We start from the raw sequence: 19061 nt of genomic DNA, 5'->3' as shown, positions 1-19061 counted from the left end.
TAGGGTAGCCGTATGACAGTTTTTGCCGTTGAGTACGTTTACGCCGCCAACTCCACCGAAACCCGCAACGAGGTCCGGCCCGCGCACCGCGAATGGACAGGCGGCCTGGCGCAGGACGGCGTCATCGTGGCCAGCGGACCCTACGGCGACGGGGCCGGTGCCCTCCTGATCTTCACGGCAACAGACGAAGCTGCCCTGAACTCGATCCTTAAGCAGGACCCGTTTGCCGCGGCCGGCGTCATCGCCGGGACCCGCATCACTGAATGGTCACCGGTCACCGGCATGCTTGCCGGGCTCGCCGCGTAACCGCATCCCTACCCTTTCAACCCAAGGAGTCCACGTGACCTCGGTCAGCCTGGGAATGCCGTCAGCACCGCCGCCCGTCCTGGCACCCCGCCGCAAGACGCGCCAGATCAAAGTCGGCTCGGTAGGCGTGGGATCTGATTTCCCCATCAGCGTGCAGTCCATGACCACCACGCCCACCACGGACATCAACGCCACCCTCCAGCAGATTGCTGAGCTGACGGCGTCCGGCTGCGACATCGTGCGCGTCGCGTGCCCGTCCGCAGACGATGCCGAGGCGCTGCCCATCATCGCCCGCAAGTCCCAGATCCCGGTGATCGCAGACATCCACTTCCAGCCCAAGTATGTCTTCGCCGCCATCGAGGCCGGTTGCGCGGCAGTGCGCGTGAACCCCGGGAACATCCGGAAGTTCGATGACCAGGTCAAGGAAATCGCGGCCGCCGCGAAGGACCACGGCACCTCGATCCGGATCGGCGTCAATGCAGGCTCCTTGGAACCGGGCATCCTCAAGAAGTACGGCAAGGCCACCCCCGAAGCGCTCGTCGAGTCCGCTGTCTGGGAAGCGTCCCTTTTCGAGGAACACGGCTTCCACGACTTCAAGATCTCGGTCAAGCACAACGACCCCGTGATCATGGTGGCCGCCTACGAAATGCTCGCCGAAAAGGGCGACTGGCCGCTGCACCTCGGCGTCACCGAGGCCGGCCCCGCGTTCCAGGGGACCATCAAGTCCGCCACCGCGTTCGGGGCCCTGCTGTCCCGGGGGATCGGTGACACCATCCGGGTGTCCCTGTCCGCCCCGCCGGTGGAGGAAATCAAGGTGGGCAACCAGATCCTCCAGTCCCTCAACCTTCTTCCCCGCAAGCTGGAAATCGTCTCCTGCCCCTCCTGCGGACGGGCCCAGGTGGACGTCTACACTTTGGCCGAGCAGGTCACCGCCGGGCTGGAAGGGATGGAGATCCCGCTGCGCGTCGCTGTCATGGGCTGCGTCGTGAACGGTCCGGGCGAGGCCCGCGAAGCGGACCTCGGCGTTGCGTCCGGAAACGGCAAGGGCCAGATCTTTGTGAAGGGCGAGGTCATCAAGACTGTCCCTGAGAGCCAGATTGTTGAGACACTGATCGAAGAGGCCATGCGTATCGCGGAAGAGATGGGGGAGGCCGATGGCGAAGATGCTGTCAAGGGTAGCCCCGTGGTTAGCGTCTCGTAGGGACGATCCCGACCCTGCGGGTATTTCCGTCCGAACGCTTGACGGCCAGGACACCGCGGCGCTGACCAGTCTGGCGCAGCAGGATCCCGTTACCAACGTGTTCATCCTGGCGCATTTGCGCGCCACGGGCACCGCAGCACCCACTGCCGGAGGTGCCGGCGTTCTGGGCGTGTTCGACAACGGCGTCCTTTCCGGTGCCTGCTGGGCCGGGGCAAACCTGGTGCCGGTCCAGCTGGACCCCGCCCTTGCGCCGCTGGTAGCCGGGGCCGCGAACAGCTCCGGGCGCCGGTATGCGTCCGCCTTTGGCCCCGCAGAGGCAGTGCTGGCCCTTCATGCGGAACTCGCCCAACTGGGCCACCGTGCCCACGAAGTGCGGGCGGACCAGCCGCTGATGGTCATCGCGGAGCGGCCACGGGTCCAGCCCCACCCGGGTTTGGCCCAGGGCAACCTGGCCGACTTTGACCGTATCCTTCCGGCCTGCGCCGCCATGTTTGAGGAAGAGGTAGGGTACTCGCCATACTTGGGCGGCCGGGAGTTCTACAGCCGCCGGGTGGAAGGCCTCATCCGGCAGGGCCACTCCCTGGTCCACTTGAACGAGGCACATGAGGTGGTTTTCAAGGCCGAACTGGGGGCCGTCACCGCGGACGTCACCCAGGTCCAGGGTGTATGGATGAATCCCCGCTACCGCGGCCAGGGCCTGAGCTCCGGCTACATGTCCGCCGTGGTGGAAAAAGCGCAGAAGATCGCGCCCGTGACCAGCCTGTACGTCAACGGCTTCAACACCAAGGCCCGGTCCACCTACGAACGTGTCGGCTTCCGGCAGGTGGGTACGTTCGCTACAGTTCTTTTCTAGCGGCGTCCGCCGGAGGAGAACTGAAAATTGGGGGAAAAATGAAGAAGACCGTGCTGGGAACATTCGGGGCTTCTGCCCTCCTGGCCATGGCGGTATCCGGGTGCGGGGGACCGGCAGCCCCGCAGGCCGCAGATTCCTCGACCGCAACGCCGGCGGCGTCACAGACCAAAGCCGCCCCAACCCCCACGGCAACGCCCACGCCTACTGCCAAGGCCTATACGTCCGAGCAGCTTGCTGCCATCGTGGGGCAGGTCAGGGACTCGGCGGACCGCAGGCTGACCGTCCTGCCCGCCGTTGATATCACCAAGACGCTGGACCAAACCAAGACCATGCTCGCGTCGATCGACGTCAAGCCCGCGGAGTGCAAGGAACTCGCAGCTGCCAGCGCCGTGCCGAACGTGGATGGCGCCACCATGGCCATCGGCATGAGTACCGACGCCGGCACAGGCGCGGCGACCGCGCTATCGCTGATCGCCGGCCTGGACCAGAGCCTGCTGGGCAAGGTGGCCAGCTCCGCGGACCAGCTGGCCAAGTGCTCCTCCATGACCATGACGGCCTCGGGCATGGAGGTCTCGGTCACCGTGAAGGCCCTGCAGGGCGTAGGCTCTGTTCCCGGCGTCTTCGCATATCGTACGGACGCCACCTTGCCGGACGGCCGCACGCGGTCCACGGTCACGGCGCAGGCTGTGCAGCAGGGCGTGGTGCTCACCTCCGTCGCTTCCGGGGGCGCGAGCGAGGCCGACGCCGTCCAGCGGGCCGGTGCGCTCCTGGACTCGGCTGCCGCCCTGGTCAAATAGGCCCAGTGAGGTAGCGCTGCACCGTGGGTGCCACCAGCCGCACCACATCCTCCGCGGATGCTGACGCGAGCGGTTCCAGCCGCACCACGTAACGGACCATCATCAAACCCACGATCTGGGTTGCCACGAGGCTTCCGCGCAGCGCCACCTCCTGCGGCGGCCCGGGAACCGAAGCCGTGATCCTGGTGATCACCCGGCGAGCCACCGCCTCCCGAAGCAGCGACGTCCTGGCCGTGGACCCGATGGTTCCGCGCAGGAAGGCCAGGAGGCCGGCCTGGGCGGGGCTTTCCCAGAGCCGGAGGACCGTGCGGACCATCAACTCGGCCCGCTGGTCTGGGTCCGATTCCGCCATGCCCGCAAGGACCTGCTCCGGGTCGGCAGGCAGTTCCACGCTGAGGGCAAAGAGTTCGTCCTTGCCGTTGAAGAAATGGTGGATCATGGCCGGATCCACTCCCGCGGCGCGGGCCACCTGGCGCAGGCTGGTCCCGTCAAAACCGTGTTCGGCGAAAAGCCTCCGGGCGGCGTCGAGGATGTGGTCGCGGGACGCGGTGGCGCCCACGCGGCGTCCGCGGCGCCCGGAACCCGCCGGGCGGCCGGAGCCCGCCGGACGGCCAGCCGGATCCGCTGCCGGATTCCCTGCCTGATCCGCTGGTCCGGGAAAGGTCACGCTGTCCGCCGGCGGAGCGTCAACGCGGCAAGCACCAGCACGCCGAGCGAGATGCCGGCCATGGCCGCCGCGTCCTGCCACAACCGGCTGGTGGCCTCAGCATGGGCGGCGACCTCTTGGAGGGCGTCCACGGAGTACGTCAGGGGGAGCACGTTGGAGATGGCTTCCAGTACGTCATTCATCCGGTCCCGGGCAACGAACAGGCCACACAACAGGATCTGCGGCACCACCACCACCGGCATGAACTGGACGGCCTGGAATTCGGTCCTGGCAAAGGCCGAACAGAACAGGCCCAGCGCGACGCCCAGGACCGCGTTGATCACCGCGATCAGCACCACGTAGCCCGGGGCGCCGGCGATGTCCAGGCCAAAAATCCAGTAGGCCACCGCTGTGGCCACCAGTGACTGGAGTGCGGCCATCAGGGAGAAAGCCACGCCGTACCCGAACAACAGGTCCGCCTTGTGCACCGGCGTGGTGAGCAGCCGCTCCAAGGTCCCGGACATGCGTTCCCGCAGCATGGTGATGGACGTGACCAGGAACATCACCACGAACGGAAAGATCGCCAGCATCATCAGGCCAACCCGGTCGAACGTCCGGGGAACACCCGGCGGCAGCACCTCATTCTCATACAGGAAGTAGACCGCCGTGAGCAGCAGCGCCGGCACCACCAGGATCAGGGCGATGCTGCGGTGGTCGTGGCGGAGCTGGCTGAGCACCCGGCGGGTGGTGGCGAGCATCATCAGGATATCCATCAGTGCACCGTCCCCTCCGGGCGGGACGATGCCACGGCTCCCGGTTCATCGCCTGTCCCGTCGTGGTCCGCCTTCCGGATGATGGCCAGGAAGGCCTGTTCCAGGTTGCTGCTGTGCCCGCGCCTGCTGAGCTCGTCCGGAGTGAGCTGCGCGAGGAGCCGGCCCTCCCGCAACAGCAGCAGCGTGTCGCAGCGGCTGGCCTCCTCCATGACGTGGCTGGAGACCAGGAGGGTGGTCCCGGCCCGCGCCATGGCCCGAAACCGTTCCCACAGGTCGGCCCGGAGGACGGGGTCCAGGCCGACGGTGGGCTCGTCCAGCACCAAAAGGCGGGGGTGGGCCACCAGTGCGCAGGCCAGGGAGACGCGGTTGACCTGGCCGCCGGAGAGGTCGGCGGCCTTGCGGCGTGCCAGGGCTTCGAGGCCGACGGCGGCAATCGCCTCGGCCACGTCGGCTTTCCCTTTCCGGTGCATGGCACCGAAATAGCGGACGTTCGCTTCGACGGTCAGGTCCGGATAGACACTGGGGGACTGGGTGACGTACCCAACCTGCCGCCGCAAGGTGGCACTGCCCGCCGGCAGGCCCAGCACCTCGACGGTGCCGCCGGCTATGCGCTGCGCTCCCACGATGGTGCGCATGAGCGTGGTCTTGCCGCTTCCGGAGGGTCCCAGCAGACCGGTGATGCGTCCTGCGGGAATGCTGAAGTTCAGCCCGGCCAGCACGGTACGCCGTCCCAGTTTCACGGTCAGTGAGGACGCCGCGACGGCCGGGATGGCCTGCCGGCGGACCTCCGCCAGGGGTGCTTCCGGGTGGGTCATAACGCCTCCGTCGCCGCGCAGGGCTTCCCCTGACGGATCCGCCGGGGAATTCATCACCTGGTGAATTAAATGTAGGCCGGGGTGGCCGAGGGGGCAAGGGAATCCTCCGGCGCAGAAACACTTGTCAAACGTGTTCACCATCACATAGGTTCAATCTAGCTGCGCTGGAAGTGGGGTGGGCGGTCTCACCAGTCCTCACCAGTACTTAGGCGATAACGGCGTTGGGCCACGCCCGGATGCGATGACCAGCCTCACTGGGGGGCCAGGGGCTTTGTATTTTCCGGGCGTGGCCCTACTGTTTCCCGGCGCAGCGGGCTTCCCGGCCCGGGCGGGCTGCCCCTCCAGTCAGTGCCGCAGGGCGTGTGCCGGTAGATTAGTACCCAGACGAATTGTCCGGCCCTGCTGACCCAGCACTTCCCCAGAAACGGATACCACCCGTGGTCCTACGACTGTCCCAGCTTTTCCTGCGCACGCTGCGCGAAGACCCCGTCGATGCCGAGGTTGCCAGCCACAAACTGTTGGTCCGCGCCGGCTACATCCGCCGCGCGGCTCCCGGAATCTACACGTGGCTTCCGCTGGGGCTGAGCGTCCTGCGCAAGGTCGAGGAGATCATCCGCCAGGAAATGGCCGCCATCGGCGCCCAGGAAGTGCACTTCCCGGCACTCCTCCCGCGCGAACCGTACGAGGCCACCAACCGGTGGACCGAATACGGTGAGGGCCTGTTCCGGCTCCAGGACCGCAAAGGCGCCGACTACCTGCTGGCTCCCACGCACGAGGAAATGTTCACGCTCCTGGTCAAGGACCTGTATTCCTCCTACAAGGACCTCCCGCTGAGCCTGTACCAGATCCAGAACAAGTACCGCGATGAAGCACGCCCGCGTGCGGGCCTCCTGCGCGGCCGTGAGTTCATCATGAAGGACTCCTACTCCTTCGACGTCGACGACGCCGGCCTGGATGCCAGCTACGCAGCCCACCGGGGCGCCTACCTGAAGATCTTCGAACGCCTGGGCCTCGAGGTGGTTCCGGTGGCAGCCACCGCCGGTGCCATGGGCGGGTCCAAGAGCGAGGAATTCCTGTTCCCCACCGAAATCGGGGAGGACACTTTCGTCCGTTCCGCCGGCGGGTATGCAGCCAACGTCGAGGCCGTCACCACCGTGGTTCCCGACGAGATCGACTTCAGCAACGCCCCGGCCGCCGAAGTCCTGGACACCCCGGATACGCCCACCATCGAGACGCTGGTGGCGGCTTCGAACCAGATTGCCCCGCGGGCAGAGGCCGACGGCGGCGCCTGGAGCGCCTCTGACACGCTGAAGAATGTGGTCCTCGCCGTGACGCTGCCCACCGGCGAGCGGCAGCTGGTGGTCATCGGCGTTCCCGGCGACCGCGCCGTGGACCTCAAGCGCGTGGAAGCCAACATTGGTGCGTTCCTGCCGATCGCGGGCGAGATCGGCCTCGAGCAGGCCGGCGAGGAAGACCTCAAGAAGCAGCCCCTGATCGTCAAGGGCTACCTGGGCCCCGGCCTGTCGCTCGACCAGCCGCTCCTGGGCACCGAGAGTGCCACCAAGCTGCTGTACCTGGTGGACCCGCGCGTGGTCAGCGGAACAACGTGGATTACCGGTGCCAACCAGGCAGGCAAGCACGTCTTCGGCCTGGTGGCCGGACGCGACTTCACCTGGGACGGCGTCATCGAGTGCACCGAAGTCCGCGCAGGGGACCCCTCACCTGACGGTTCCGGCCCCCTGGAGACGGCCCGCGGCATCGAGATGGGCCACATCTTCCAGCTCGGCCGCAAGTATGCCGAAGCCCTTGACCTCAAGGTCCTGGACCAGAATGGCAAGCAGGTGGTGGTCACCATGGGCTCCTACGGCGTCGGCGTCACCCGTGCCGTTGCCGCGCTTGCCGAAGCCAACCATGACGAGCGCGGCCTGGTCTGGCCCCGCACGGTGGCTCCGGCCGACGTCCACGTCGTGGCCGTGGGCCGCGGGGACGAAATCTTCCAGGCAGCGGAAAAGTTGTCCGCAGAACTCGAAGAGGCCGGCCTCTCCGTGATCTACGACGACCGCCCCAAAGTCTCGCCCGGCGTGAAGTTTGGCGATGCCGAGCTTGTGGGCGTGCCCACCATCCTGGCCGTAGGCCGCGGACTGGTGGACGGCGTGGTGGAGATCAAGGACCGCCGCAGCGGCGAGGCCGAGAACGTTGCAGTGGACAAGGCCGTCGACTACGTGGTCAACGCCGTCCGCAACCGGTGATCTCCGGCTTCGAGTCGATCCAGCTCACCACCATCATCCTGATCGTGGTAGCTGGGTTCGCGGCCGGCTGGGTTGATGCGGTAGTGGGCGGGGAAGGCCTCATCCAGCTTCCGGCGCTGCTGTTGGTTCCCGGCATCGCGCCGGTGCAGGCATTGGCCACCAACAAGATGGGCTCCATCTTCGGAACCGCCACGAGTGCAGCGACGTACTACCGGCGGGTGGGACCAGACCTTCGGACCGCCGTTCCCATGGCAGCCATTGCCTTGGCGGGCAGTTTTGGCGGCGCCAGCCTGGCCGCTTCCCTGCCCGCCGGGGTGTTCAAGCCGATCATCGTGGTGGCGCTGGTCGCCGTCGCGCTCTTCACCGCGCTGAAGCCCACTGTGGGCGAGCTGACGGCGCTGCGGCACGACGGCCACAAGCACTACGTCGTCGCCTGCCTCATCGGTGCCGTGATCGGCTTCTACGACGGACTCATCGGTCCCGGGACGGGGTCTTTCCTGGTCATCGCCCTGGTGTCCGCCATGGGCTACGCGTTCCTGGAGGCCAGCGCCAAAGCCAAGATCGTGAACATGGCCACCAACGCCGGTGCGCTGCTGTTCTTCCTGCCGCACGGGTCCATCCTGTGGGGCCTCGGCCTGCTGCTCGGGGCGGCCAACATGGCCGGCGGCTACCTTGGCGCCCGCACCGCTGTGAACCAGGGCAGCAAGTTTGTCCGGGTGGTCTTCCTGGTGGTTGTCGCCGCGCTGATCGTCAAGCTCGGCTACGACGTCTGGGAGGACAACTTCGCCTGACCGGTGCGCAAAACTGCTCCTCGTGGCGGAACCCGCCCGGGCGTAGCATGCAGGTATGGCACCCGGGGATGACGAGTACGCACCGGCACTCGCGGCCGCGGCGAGGCACACCCAAGCCTGGCTGGCCAGCCTTCCAATCCGGCCTGTGGGGCCCAGCCTGCACGCGTCCGAGCTTGCCGCAGCCTTTGGCGGGCCGCTCCCGGACGCCGGCATGCCGGCAGCAGAGGTCATCGACCTGCTTGCCGCCGCGGCCGAACCCGGACTCATGGCCATGCCCTCGGGCCGGTTTTTCGGCTGGGTGATCGGCGGCACCCTTCCCGCTGCCCTTGCCTCGGACTGGCTGGTCAGCGCCTGGGACCAGAATGCCGGCCTGCGCTATGCCACTCCGGCCACGGCTGCCATAGAGGAAGCCGCCGGCACCTGGCTGCTGGACTTGTTGGGGTTGCCCGGCGCCGCGGACGTTGGGTTCGTCACCGGCGCCACCATGGCGAATTTCACTGGCATGGCTGCCGCCCGGTGGCGGCTGCTGACCGGCGCAGGCTGGGACCTGGACCGCGACGGGCTGTCCGGCGCACCCCGGATCCGCTGCTTCGTGGGCAAGGAGCGCCACGACACCGTGGACCTCGGCCTGCGGTACCTTGGGCTGGGACAGCCGACGGCGGTGGACGCCGACGGTCAAGGGCGCCTGGTCCCTGCCGCGCTGGATGCCGCCCTCGCGTCCGGCACGGGACCCGCCCTGGTGTGCCTCCAGGCCGGGAACCTGCACTCCGGCGCCTTCGACCCGTTTGCGGACGCCATCGCCGTCGCGCGCAAGCACGGGGCGTGGGTGCACATCGATGGTGCGTTCGGATTGTGGGCGGCTGCCGCGCCGGAACTGCGGCACCTCACCGCAGGCTTCGAGGAAGCAGACTCGTGGGGCACCGATGCCCACAAGACCCTGAACGTGCCCTATGACTGCGGCATTGCGATTGTCCGGGACGCCGCGGCGCTCCGGGCCGCCATGGGCCTGCACGCCAGTTACCTCGTGCACGACGCCGAAGGCCCGGGGGACCCGTTCGAGAAGGTCCCGGAGTTGTCGCGGCGCGCCCGCGGAGTGCCGGTCTGGGCAGCCCTGAAAAGCCTGGGCCGCGATGGGGTCGCAGCCCAGGTGGCCGGGCTGGCGGCTGCTGCCGCCGCGATCGCCGACGGCCTGGCAGCGCTGGACGGCGTGGAGGTCCTCAATGACGTCGGCTACACCCAGGTGTGCATCGCGTTCGGAGACGACGAGACCACCCGTGCGGTGACGGCCCGCATCATCGAGGACGGGAAAGTATGGATGTCCGGTTCGCGTTGGCAGGACCGCGACATCCTCCGCGTCTCCGTGAGCAACTGGCATACCGGCGGTGGGGACGTCGCCACCGCCGTGGAAGCTGTCCGCTCAGCCCTGGCCGCCGTGCGGACTTCGTGACCATTTCCGGTGCGGGACGTTCCGGCCGGCTGCCGGCTCCTATCCGCCCTGGCCCGGCTCCGGCAGGGCATGGGGGTGCGGCAAGCCCTCCAGGGTGCCCCCGGCCAGCGTGCTGGCAACCCAGAGCGACCGGGCCAGGTCGCCGTCGTGCCCGTGCGCGGCGTACCACAGCGCGTTGTCCACCTCCCTGGCGATGCCCCATTGCCGGGCCGCGTCCGGGTCGAGGCCGGCGGCCGTGCTGAAGTCGTGGCACCGCCGGAGCAGGCCGCGGCCGGCATCTTTTGCCGGCAGGTCCGCCAGGCGGTTCCACAGCAGGGGCGCGACGGCGAATTCCGGCTCGCCGATCATTGGCTGCGGGTCGATGGCCGCGTAACCGTCCCGCCTGTGTGGCCCATCCGGTGCCGCAGTCCCGGGACGGGCCAGGACATTCAGGAAATGCAGGTCTGTGTGGACCAGCAGGTCCCGGGCAGACCTCCGCCCGACCACGCCGCGGGTCTGGCACACTTCCAGGGCGGCTTCCAGCAGCCAGCGGGGAAAAGGCCGTCCAAGCTGCTCCCAGTCCGCGGGAAAGTCGTCGCTCCACTGCTCCGCCCGCGCTGCAATGTGGCCGAACTCCAGCCACTGCGGGCGCTCATCCGGGAGCAGCCCCAACTGCCGGACCAAGGCACCCCACACCGGGACGGCGTCGTCCACCGGCAGGGCAGCCAGCGACCGCCCGGCGTCAAGGCGTTCCAGGAGCATGGCGCATGACCCGGTGTCCGAGGCCAGCAGGGCCACGGCACCCAGCCCGTTCCAAAGCGCCAGCGCATGGCGCTCCACCATGGCCTCGTCGTGGGGAAAAGCGATCTTGAGCGCCGCAGGGCAGCCGTCCTCCTGCCGGACCGGGACCACCATGCCGCCGTGCCCGCTCCAGGGGAGGCTGGCGGGGGCCAGGTCGACCTCAAGGTGCCACTGCGCCAAGCGGTCCTCCAGCAGCCCGGTCAAGGCGCCGATCCAGGCCCGGCCGGCGCTGGTGCGTGCGTACCGGGACTCGAGGTCCGGAGGGATGGAGACTGCCTGCGCCCTGGTCACCGGATCAGACAACGCCCGAGGCGCCGAGCAGGTTGCCGATGAGGAACGTCGCCGCCAGCGCCAGGGCCCCGCCCACCACCACCCGGACGGCCGCCTTGGTTCTTGACCCCCCGCCAATCCATGCCCCCAGGGCTCCCGTCAACGCCAAGGCCACCAAAACCGACACGAACGTCAACGGGATCCGGAGCTCCGGCGGCGGAAGGAGAATAGCCAGCATGGGCAGGATGGCGCCGATGGTAAAGGCGAGCGCCGAGGCGAACGCCGCGTGCCAGGGACTGACGATATCCGTTTCGTCAATGTTCAGTTCCGCGGACAAGTGTGCTGCCAGGGCATCATGGGCCGTAAGTTCCCGGGCCACCTTGGCTGCAGTCTCGGGGGTCAAGCCCTTGGCCTGGTAGATGGCGGTCAACTCGGCCAGTTCCGCGTCCGGTTCTTCCGCCAGTTCCCGGCGTTCCTTCTCGATGAGGGCCCGCTGGCTGTCACTTTGGCTGCTCACGGAAACGTACTCGCCCAACGCCATGGACACCGCGCCGCCCACCACGCCGGCGACACCCGCCGTGAGGATGGGGCCGGACGCGGCGGTGGCACCTGCCACGCCCACCACGATCGCCGCCACGGAGACGATGCCGTCGTTGGCGCCCAGGACACCGGCACGCAGCCAGTTCAGCCGGTGGGCTGTATCGTCGCCGTGGGGTTCGGTCTCACGGTGGCGGTTCAGCTCCGGGGTTTCCGGGGTGGTGCCCCGGGCGTCGGCCGGTTCGTCCGCGTTCATGCCTTCAGCAAACCACCCCGGACGCCCCGGTGCCACCCCTCCGGCGTGGTCCCCTGCGAGCCGGCGCCTTTGGGAGTCAACGGGGCACAGTTTGCGGTCAGGATGGTGTGGGGGATGCCGTGGCGGATTCGCCGCCACGAAGCGCAGGCAGTTGCCCCACGTCCAGGATGAGGCCTGGGACCGGTCCCGGGTCTGCGCCCCACCGCGCGGCCCGGACCGCCGTGGACTCCAGCGCCCCCAGCGCCCAGGCCCGGTCCTGGCCTTGGGTCAGTGCCACGGCATCGCCGTAGGCCGCCAAGGTTGACGCTTCGATCCGGCCCAGCCCCGCCACAGGTGCGGCCAGGAAGCCGCCATCGAGGATAAAGCCCGGCTGCTGCGGCACGGGTACTCCGCAGGCACGCCGGAAGCGTGCTTCCGCGGACGCGGCAAGGCCTTTGTGCTGGCCCAGGAATTCAGACGCAGGGCCCGCCTCCGCCGGTGCGAGGCGGGGGAGGGCCGCCTGGTAGGCATAGATGGCCTGCTGCTCGGCGACAGTTACGGCTGCCAAGGCCTGGCGCGCGCCGGCAGGAGCGCCGGACCCGGTGGACTCCGGCGCGGCCGCAGTGGCAGGTGGCGCCACGCAGGGTGACGCGCTGGCGGCAGCCCCGGAAGCATCCGCGTCGGGTAATGGTGCCGTGCCCTGCGGCGCCGGCAGCCCGGCCGCCGCAGCGAGCCTCCCGGCCGCGAGCAGCTGGGCGGTGCCGGTCCCGGCCAGGAGGCGGGCCAAGCCGCCGTCGGCCTCGCCTGCGTCCCTGATGCGGACGCGGCCGCTCGCGGCGAGTGCCTGGACCACCTCTGCCGCCCCCTTGGCAGGGGTGGCAGAGGCTGGCGACGGGGACCCCGACCCCTGCGCGCCAGCTTCCGGGGAAGGGGACTGGAGGGCCCTGGCCTGGATGGTCAGCAACGTCACAACGGCGTCCACCGTGGTCGAATCCACGGCACCGTCGACCGTCAGGCCCTGTCCCGCAGCCCGCAGTTCCAGGGCGTCCGTGAGCGCCGCCGCCCGGGCCTGCTCCGAAAAGGAAGGAACCGCCGGCGCGGGCTTTTCCGCGGGAACCATGGCGAAACCGAGGCTCAGGACAACCAGCGCCGCCAAGGCGAGGGCGGCAACACGGAACAGACGCAGGCTCGGGTGGCTGTCATGGCGGCGGTCATTCACAACAGACCATGGTGTCACGCTGCGGGGGAACCCCGGTGCACCACTGGGCCGGTAAAATAGCTACGCTAGTAAACACACATCATCTATAGGGAGGGCGGCCGGCATCGTGAGCAATGCAGAAGCCACGGCTTCACCAGACCACACCGGTACGGGAAGCGGATCCGCACCGGCCCACAACCCGGAAGCCGCCCGGCTCCGGGCTCTTTTGGAGCCCGCCGTCCAGGCCAACCGGCTCTACCTTGAGGACGTGGCCATCAACATCGCCGGCTCGCACCGGGTGGTCAACGTCGTGGTGGACCTCCCGCAGGAGGAAACGGGCGGTGTCAGCCTGGACGTCATTGCCGACATCTCGAAGGTGCTCTCCGACGTCCTGGACAACGACCCCAGCGCCGACACGCGCCCGTACGACCTCGAGGTGTCCTCGCCCGGCGTCGGGCGTCCCCTGACCGAACCACGCCACTGGCACCGTGCCCGTGGCCGGATGGTCAAGGTCAACGTGGTCCAGGGTGAGAACGTCACCGGGCGCATCCAGTCGGTGGACGACGACGGCGTGACCCTGGTTCCCGAGGTCGCCGTCAAGAAGGGCATGAAGCCCCGGCAGGGCGAACCCGTAAAGCTTCCTTTCGACAGGATCCGCAACGGAAAAGTCGAGATCGAATTCAGCCACCTCTCCGGGGATGGTCTGGAACCTGAACACAATGGACCTTCCGAGGAGGCCTGATGGATATTGACATGAGCGCACTGAGGCTTTTGGAGCGTGAGCGTGAAATCCCGCTGGACCTCCTGATCCCCACCATCGAGCAGGCGCTCCTGGTGGCCTACCACAAGTCGCCCGGCGCCTTCGAAAAAGCGCGTGCCGAGCTGGACCGCAAGAGCGGCCACGTGACCATCTGGGCTGTCGAAATTGACGACGACGGCGCTCCGATCGGCGAATTCGAGCACACCCCCGAAGGGTTCGGCCGGATCGCTGCCAGCACTGCGCGCCAAATCATCCTGCAGCGGCTCCGCGACGTCGAGGATGACAACGTCCTGGGCGAGTTCAAGGGCCGCGAGGGCGAGCTGGTGTCCGGCACCATCCAGCAGGGCAACAACCCGCACATGATCCAGGTCAACCTCGGATCGCTGGAGGCGCTGCTGCCGCCCCCGGAGCAGGTCCCCGGGGAAAAGTACATCCACGGCAACCGCCTGCGCGCCCTGGTGATCGACGTCCACCGCGGCACCAAGGGTCCGTCAGTCACGCTGTCCCGCTCGCACCCGGGCCTGGTCCGGAAGCTTTTCGAACTCGAAGTGCCCGAGATTGCCGACCACTCGGTGGAAATCGTGGCACTGGCACGCGAGGCCGGACACCGGACCAAGATTGCCGTGAAGGCGAACACTCCCGGGATCAACGCCAAGGGCGCGTGCATCGGGGAAATGGGATCGCGGGTCCGGGCTGTCATGACCGAACTCAACGACGAAAAGATCGACATCGTCGACTTCAGCGAGAACCCGGCGACCTTCATCGCCAGCGCCCTCTCGCCGTCGCGCGTGAATTCCGTCACCATTACCGACGAAGCAACCCGGTCCGCCCGGGTGGTGGTCCCCGACTACCAGTTGTCCCTGGCCATCGGCAAGGAAGGCCAGAACGCCCGACTGGCGGCAAAGCTGACGGGCTGGCGGATCGACATCGTCTCCGACGCCGCGGCCCCCCGCGACAAATAACGTTCAAGGCAGGGTGGCTGCCGGACTCCGGCAGCCACCCGGTTTCGGGCAGAAGGGCCCAAAGGGGCTAGAATAGATAAGACCGCGCCTAACGGCCGGCAGCCGTGTGCCCTGTGCATGCCAGTTTTCCGGGACTCCGGAGGCGGGTATTCGAGGGCCAGCAGAATGAACGTCAGGACGATGACCGTGGCAGAAGTGCTTTCCACCGGGAGTCAGCCCGAACGTACCTGCATCGGATGCCGGAAGAAAGGCCTGCGGTCGCAGTTGCTCCGGCTCGTCGCCGAAGGCAGCGGGTCAACCGCTGTCCTGGTGGATGAACGACGCCGGATGTCTGGCCGGGGTGCATGGCTGCACCCCAGCCAATCGTGCCTGGCTCTGGCGATCAAGCGGCGAGCATTCGGACGTGCCCTTCCGGGCGCGACCGGAACAGCCGCCGTCGAACACTGGATCATGTCAGGTCCGAACGTTGACGCCGCCCCGGTGGCTGCAACACCAACCGTCCAACCTGAAAGCGGGTCAGAAATCTGATGGAAACCCGATGAGTTCCCAGCGATGAGTGCGTAACGATGACAACTTTGTTGCGCTCTGCAATGGGCCCCTTCGCATCAACAGCGGCTGGGGTCCGCAGTAAGAAGTAGACGGTTCGTGCCTGGCTCGGTGCGGACCGAGACAGGAGAAATGTGGCCAAGGTCCGCGTACATGAGCTCGCCAAAGAGCTCGGTATAACTTCCAAAGATGCAGTGACAAAACTGCAGGAACTGGGCGAATTCGTTCGCTCCGCCTCATCCACCATTGAGGCCCCCGTTGTGCGGAAACTGCGCAACGCCTTCCCCGACGCCGCTGCCAAGTCGGCAGCCCCTGCCGCGACGCCCGCAGCCGCCCCCAAGGCGCCCGCACCCGCAGCAGGATCACGTCCTTCAGCACCCGCACCCGGCCCGGCCGCGCCCAAGGCTCCGGCCCCCGCGGCACAAGCACCGGCAACGCCTGCCCAGGCTGCCCCGGCAGCTCCCGCAGCTGAAACCCCCGCGCCGGCCGCCCCCGCGGCTCCGTCCACGGGAGCCAAGCCCGGCGCCCGCCCTGCCCCGAAGGCAGAGACCCCGGCTCCCTCCACCCGTCCGGGTGGTTCCACGCCGGGTGCCTCCAGCCCCCGGCCCGGCGGTCCCCGCCCGGGCAACAACCCCTTCGCCACCTCACAGGGCATGCCCCGTGGCCGCGGCGGAGACGGTGAACGCGCTCCGCGTCCGGGCAACAACCCGTTCGCCACCTCACAGGGCATGCCCCGACCGGGCGGCGGCCGCGACGGCGACCGTCCCGGCGGTCCCCGTCCCGCAGCCGGTGCAGGCGGACCCCGTCCCGGTGGTCCGCGCCCCGCAGCCGGTGCCGGTGGACCCCGTCCCGCGGCAGGTGCCGGTGGACCCCGTCCCGGCGCCCCGCGCCCCGGCGGTCCCCGTCCCACTCCCGGCATGATGCCTAACCGCACCGAGCGTCCCGCACCCGCAGGTGCCGGCCGTCCCGGCGGCGGCCGCGGGCCCGGACGCCCCGGCGGCGCTCCCGGTACCGGTGGCCCCGGTGGCGGCGGCGGTGCTCCCGCCGGTGGCGGGTTCGGCAAGGGCGGCCGCGGCCGCGGTGGCACCCAGGGTGCCTTCGGCAAGGGCGGCGCAGGCCGTGGCAAGCAGCGCAAGTCCAAGCGCGCCAAGCGCCAGGAACTTGAGCAGATGAGTGCCCCGTCGCTGGGTGGCGTGAGCGTACCCCGCGGCGACGGCAACACTGTGATCCGGCTCCGCCGCGGCTCGTCCATCACGGACTTCGCCGACAAGATCGAGGCGAACCCCGCTGCACTGGTGACCGTGCTGTTCCACCTTGGTGAAATGGCTACCGCCACCCAGTCCCTGGACGAAGACACCTTCGCCCTCCTCGGCGAGGAACTGGGCTACAAGCTCCAGGTCGTCTCCCCGGAAGACGAAGAACGCGAGCTGCTCTCCAGCTTCGACATCGACTTTGACGCCGAACTCGAAGCCGAAGGCGACGAGGAACTTGAGGCACGTCCTCCTGTAGTCACCGTCATGGGTCACGTCGACCACGGTAAGACCCGACTGCTCGATGCCATCCGCAAGTCCGACGTCATGGCGGGCGAACACGGTGGCATCACCCAGCACATCGGTGCCTACCAGGTCACGCACAACCACGAAGGCGACGACCGGAAGATCACCTTCATCGATACCCCGGGCCACGAGGCGTTCACCGCCATGCGTGCCCGAGGTGCCAAGGTCACCGACATCGCCATCCTGGTGGTCGCAGCGGACGACGGCGTCATGCCCCAGACCGTTGAGGCGCTCAACCACGCCCAGGCGGCCAACGTACCGATCGTCGTGGCAGTGAACAAGATCGACAAGGAAGGCGCCAACCCGGAAAAGGTCCGCGGCCAGCTGACCGAGTACGGACTGGTTCCCGAGGAATACGGTGGCGACACCATGTTCGTGGAAGTTTCTGCCCGCCAGAACCTCCACATCGACGAGCTGCTCGAGGCCGTCCTGCTCACCGCGGACGCTGCCCTGGACATGCGCGCCAACCCGAACAAGGACGCCCGCGGTATCGCGATCGAAGCCAACCTGGACAAGGGCCGCGGTGCGGTTGCCACCGTCCTGGTGCAGTCCGGCACCCTGCGCGTCGGCGACACCATCGTGGCAGGCACGGCCCACGGCCGCGTCCGTGCGATGTTCGACGACGACGGCAGCGCCCTGACCGAGGCAGGCCCGTCCCGCCCCGTGCAGGTGCTGGGTCTGTCCAACGTCCCGCGCGCCGGTGACACCTTCTTCGTGACCGCTGACGAGCGCACCGCCCGCCAGATCGCCGAGAAGCGTGAAGCCGCCGACCGCAACGCCGCCCTGGCCAAGCGCCGCAAGCGGATCAGCCTGGAAGACTTCGACCAGGCCGTCGCCGAAGGCAAGATCGACACCCTCAACCTCATCCTCAAGGGTGACGTGTCCGGTGCCGTGGAAGCCCTCGAAGACGCGCTGCTCAAGATCGACGTCGGCGAAGGCGTGCAGCTGCGCGTCATCCACCGCGGTGTGGGTGCCATCACCCAGAACGACGTCAACCTGGCAACGGTCGACTCCGCCGTCATCATCGGCTTCAACGTCAAGCCCGCCGAGCGGGTTGCCGAACTGGCAGACCGCGAAGGCGTGGACATGCGCTTCTACTCCGTCATCTACGCAGCAATCGATGACATCGAAGCAGCCCTCAAGGGCATGCTCAAGCCGGAGTACGAAGAAGTCCAGCTTGGCACCGCCGAGGTCCGCGAAGTGTTCCGCTCCTCCAAGTTCGGAAACATCGCCGGCTCGATCGTCCGCTCGGGCATCATCCGCCGCAACGCCAAGGCACGCGTCACCCGCGACGGCAAGATCATTGGTGACAACCTCACGGTCGAGTCGCTCAAGCGGTTCAAGGACGACGCCACCGAGGTCCGCACGGACTTCGAATGTGGTATCGGTCTTGGCTCGTACAACGACATCACCGAAGGCGACATCATCGAGACCTTCGAGATGCGCGAGAAGCCGCGCGTCTAGGCTGTCTGTTTCGGGGCCGTCGGGATCTCCCGGCGGCCCCCGCTTTTCCGCCGTAAAGGGGGCCCCGCCCCTACGACGGGTGGCCGACGATCTGCGATCGTCAGCCACCCGTCTCCGGCAGGCCCGATGCCACTCCCGGGCCCCCTTCACGGCTCCAAAGCGCCGCCGGAAGATCCCGACGGCGTCGTCCCTGGCTTACCAAGGCGCGCACCACCCGGGGCGACGTAATCGCCCAAGTAGCGGCGTCGCCGTCGTACGTCCCAAATTTTTCTTCTTTAGGAGTTGTTCATGGCTGATCCGGCACGTGCTGCAAAATTGGCGCAGCGGATTAAGGTTGTTGTTGCTGAGGCTCTGGGCCGGAAGGCCAAGGATCCCCGGCTTGAGGGCATTACTGTTACCGACGCCCGGGTGACCAATGATCTGCAGCACGCCACTGTTTACTACACGGTCTTCGGTGACGAGGCTGTCCAGGCCGACGCCGCCAAGGGGCTTGAAAAGGCCAAGGGTGTGCTGCGGCAGGAAGTCGGCCGGAACATCACCGTCCGGTTGACCCCCACCCTGGAGTTCGTGGCAGACCAGATCCCGGTCAACGCTTCGAACCTCGAGGAACTCCTGCGGGAAGCCCGCAAACGTGACGCCGAAGTGGCCGCGCTGGCCGCCAATGCGCAGCACGCCGGTGACGCCGACCCCTACAAGTCCGACGACGTCGACATCGACGAAGACGACTTCGACGAAGAGGACACCGACCTCAGCAGCGACGGCGACGTCGACGAGGACAGCAACAAGTAAGACACCGGCCTCAGCAGCGACGGCGACGTCGACGCGGACAGCAACATGCAGGACGCCAGCAGGGCCCGGGAGCTGATCCCGGGCCC

Annotated in this window: 18 protein-coding genes; 12 read left to right on the top strand and 6 right to left on the bottom strand. The window is 68.0% G+C overall.

The annotated features are described in order from the left end of the window. Positions 1-12 precede the first annotated feature (12 nt). The 4 genes from AC4EEO_RS12215 to AC4EEO_RS12200 are packed head-to-tail and all read left to right on the top strand — an operon-like array spanning position 13 to position 3157. Positions 13-306 carry a YciI family protein gene (locus tag AC4EEO_RS12215; protein WP_018763461.1) on the top strand — a complete coding sequence of 98 codons (294 nt, stop codon included), beginning with the start codon at positions 13-15 and terminating at the stop codon, positions 304-306. 34 nt (positions 307-340) lie between these two features. Continuing rightward, positions 341-1507 carry a flavodoxin-dependent (E)-4-hydroxy-3-methylbut-2-enyl-diphosphate synthase gene (gene ispG / locus AC4EEO_RS12210; RefSeq protein ID WP_491338924.1) on the top strand — a complete coding sequence of 389 codons (1167 nt, stop codon included), beginning with the start codon at positions 341-343 and terminating at the stop codon, positions 1505-1507. Next, entirely contained in the window at positions 1470-2360 is an 891-nt protein-coding gene (locus tag AC4EEO_RS12205) for a GNAT family N-acetyltransferase (protein ID WP_491340424.1), read from the top strand. The genes ispG and AC4EEO_RS12205 overlap by 38 nt, the downstream gene beginning before the upstream one ends. Before the next feature lie 38 nt (positions 2361-2398). Beyond that, on the top strand, positions 2399-3157 hold the full coding sequence (locus AC4EEO_RS12200; RefSeq protein ID WP_491338923.1) for a hypothetical protein: 759 nt from the start codon (positions 2399-2401) through the stop codon (positions 3155-3157). Here the strand turns inward: AC4EEO_RS12200 and AC4EEO_RS12195 are convergent. The 3 genes from AC4EEO_RS12195 to AC4EEO_RS12185 all read right to left on the bottom strand — a co-directional run bounded on the left by AC4EEO_RS12195 (position 3150) and on the right by AC4EEO_RS12185 (position 5391). Continuing rightward, positions 3150-3716 (bottom strand): TetR/AcrR family transcriptional regulator, encoded by a 567-nt coding sequence (locus AC4EEO_RS12195; RefSeq protein ID WP_491338922.1) that lies wholly within the window; start codon positions 3714-3716, stop codon positions 3150-3152. The two genes, AC4EEO_RS12200 and AC4EEO_RS12195, sit on opposite strands and share 8 nt — an antisense overlap. 104 nt (positions 3717-3820) lie before the next feature. Next, positions 3821-4564 (bottom strand): ABC transporter permease, encoded by a 744-nt coding sequence (locus tag AC4EEO_RS12190; protein ID WP_491330910.1) that lies wholly within the window; start codon positions 4562-4564, stop codon positions 3821-3823. A gap of 11 nt (positions 4565-4575) precedes the next feature. After that, entirely contained in the window at positions 4576-5391 is an 816-nt protein-coding gene (locus AC4EEO_RS12185; protein ID WP_491338921.1) for an ABC transporter ATP-binding protein, read from the bottom strand. A gap of 437 nt (positions 5392-5828) precedes the next feature. On the opposite strand from AC4EEO_RS12185, the gene AC4EEO_RS12180 reads away from it, so the two are divergent. From AC4EEO_RS12180 to AC4EEO_RS12170, 3 genes are read left to right on the top strand one after another with little or no spacing between them, the layout of a single operon-like run. Continuing rightward, a complete protein-coding gene (locus AC4EEO_RS12180) occupies positions 5829-7640 on the top strand; it encodes a proline--tRNA ligase (RefSeq protein ID WP_285320522.1) in 1812 nt (603 codons plus the stop codon). Then, on the top strand, positions 7637-8431 hold the full coding sequence (locus AC4EEO_RS12175; RefSeq protein ID WP_491338920.1) for a sulfite exporter TauE/SafE family protein: 795 nt from the start codon (positions 7637-7639) through the stop codon (positions 8429-8431). Before AC4EEO_RS12180 ends, AC4EEO_RS12175 begins: the two co-directional genes overlap by 4 nt. 55 nt (positions 8432-8486) lie before the next feature. After that, on the top strand, positions 8487-9878 hold the full coding sequence (locus AC4EEO_RS12170; RefSeq protein WP_109044923.1) for a pyridoxal phosphate-dependent decarboxylase family protein: 1392 nt from the start codon (positions 8487-8489) through the stop codon (positions 9876-9878). A gap of 39 nt (positions 9879-9917) precedes the next feature. On the opposite strand, the gene AC4EEO_RS12165 is transcribed toward AC4EEO_RS12170, so the two are convergent. The 3 genes from AC4EEO_RS12165 to AC4EEO_RS12155 form a co-directional block, all read right to left on the bottom strand. Further along, positions 9918-10949, bottom strand: coding sequence for an aminoglycoside phosphotransferase family protein (locus tag AC4EEO_RS12165; protein ID WP_491329662.1), 1032 nt, complete (start codon positions 10947-10949; stop codon positions 9918-9920). A gap of 4 nt (positions 10950-10953) precedes the next feature. Continuing rightward, positions 10954-11721: a VIT1/CCC1 transporter family protein gene (locus AC4EEO_RS12160; protein ID WP_491329663.1), complete on the bottom strand. Its 768-nt coding sequence runs from the start codon at positions 11719-11721 to the stop codon at positions 10954-10956. 97 nt (positions 11722-11818) lie between these two features. Further along, positions 11819-12919, bottom strand: coding sequence for a DUF4439 domain-containing protein (locus AC4EEO_RS12155; RefSeq protein WP_491338919.1), 1101 nt, complete (start codon positions 12917-12919; stop codon positions 11819-11821). Positions 12920-13025: 106 nt separating this feature from the next. Here AC4EEO_RS12155 and rimP point away from each other — a divergent pair, with 106 nt between their 5' ends. From rimP to rbfA, 5 genes are all read left to right on the top strand, one after another. Next, complete coding sequence (gene rimP / locus AC4EEO_RS12150) at positions 13026-13640, top strand: ribosome maturation factor RimP (RefSeq protein WP_018763474.1); 615 nt, start codon at positions 13026-13028, stop codon at positions 13638-13640. Next, positions 13640-14620, top strand: coding sequence for a transcription termination factor NusA (gene nusA / locus AC4EEO_RS12145; RefSeq protein ID WP_018763475.1), 981 nt, complete (start codon positions 13640-13642; stop codon positions 14618-14620). The genes rimP and nusA overlap by 1 nt, the downstream gene beginning before the upstream one ends. Positions 14621-14737: 117 nt before the next feature. After that, on the top strand, positions 14738-15148 hold the full coding sequence (locus AC4EEO_RS12140; RefSeq protein ID WP_368665742.1) for a YlxR family protein: 411 nt from the start codon (positions 14738-14740) through the stop codon (positions 15146-15148). 152 nt (positions 15149-15300) lie between these two features. Then, complete coding sequence (gene infB / locus AC4EEO_RS12135) at positions 15301-18186, top strand: translation initiation factor IF-2 (RefSeq protein WP_018763477.1); 2886 nt, start codon at positions 15301-15303, stop codon at positions 18184-18186. 288 nt (positions 18187-18474) lie between these two features. Then, positions 18475-18975 carry a 30S ribosome-binding factor RbfA gene (gene rbfA / locus AC4EEO_RS12130; RefSeq protein WP_018763478.1) on the top strand — a complete coding sequence of 167 codons (501 nt, stop codon included), beginning with the start codon at positions 18475-18477 and terminating at the stop codon, positions 18973-18975. Positions 18976-19061 lie beyond the last annotated feature (86 nt).

Source organism: Pseudarthrobacter sp. MOO13 (genome assembly GCF_058267655.1).
Note: the sequence above shows the minus strand (reverse complement) of the source record. Positions and strands in the feature narration are given on the sequence as shown.

What these genes read in the sequence shown, in the direction of transcription:
- AC4EEO_RS12160 (WP_491329663.1), bottom strand. Translation starts at nt 11,721, where the DNA reads ATGAACGCGGACGAACCGGCCGACGCCCGGGGCACCACCCCGGAAACC.
- nusA (WP_018763475.1), top strand. Translation starts at nt 13,640, where the DNA reads ATGGATATTGACATGAGCGCACTGAGGCTTTTGGAGCGTGAGCGTGAA.
- AC4EEO_RS12205 (WP_491340424.1), top strand. Translation starts at nt 1,470, where the DNA reads ATGCTGTCAAGGGTAGCCCCGTGGTTAGCGTCTCGTAGGGACGATCCC.
- AC4EEO_RS12215 (WP_018763461.1), top strand. Translation starts at nt 13, where the DNA reads ATGACAGTTTTTGCCGTTGAGTACGTTTACGCCGCCAACTCCACCGAA.
- AC4EEO_RS12170 (WP_109044923.1), top strand. Translation starts at nt 8,487, where the DNA reads ATGGCACCCGGGGATGACGAGTACGCACCGGCACTCGCGGCCGCGGCG.
- AC4EEO_RS12185 (WP_491338921.1), bottom strand. Translation starts at nt 5,391, where the DNA reads ATGACCCACCCGGAAGCACCCCTGGCGGAGGTCCGCCGGCAGGCCATC.
- rbfA (WP_018763478.1), top strand. Translation starts at nt 18,475, where the DNA reads ATGGCTGATCCGGCACGTGCTGCAAAATTGGCGCAGCGGATTAAGGTT.
- AC4EEO_RS12190 (WP_491330910.1), bottom strand. Translation starts at nt 4,564, where the DNA reads ATGATGCTCGCCACCACCCGCCGGGTGCTCAGCCAGCTCCGCCACGAC.
- AC4EEO_RS12140 (WP_368665742.1), top strand. Translation starts at nt 14,738, where the DNA reads ATGCCAGTTTTCCGGGACTCCGGAGGCGGGTATTCGAGGGCCAGCAGA.
- AC4EEO_RS12200 (WP_491338923.1), top strand. Translation starts at nt 2,399, where the DNA reads ATGAAGAAGACCGTGCTGGGAACATTCGGGGCTTCTGCCCTCCTGGCC.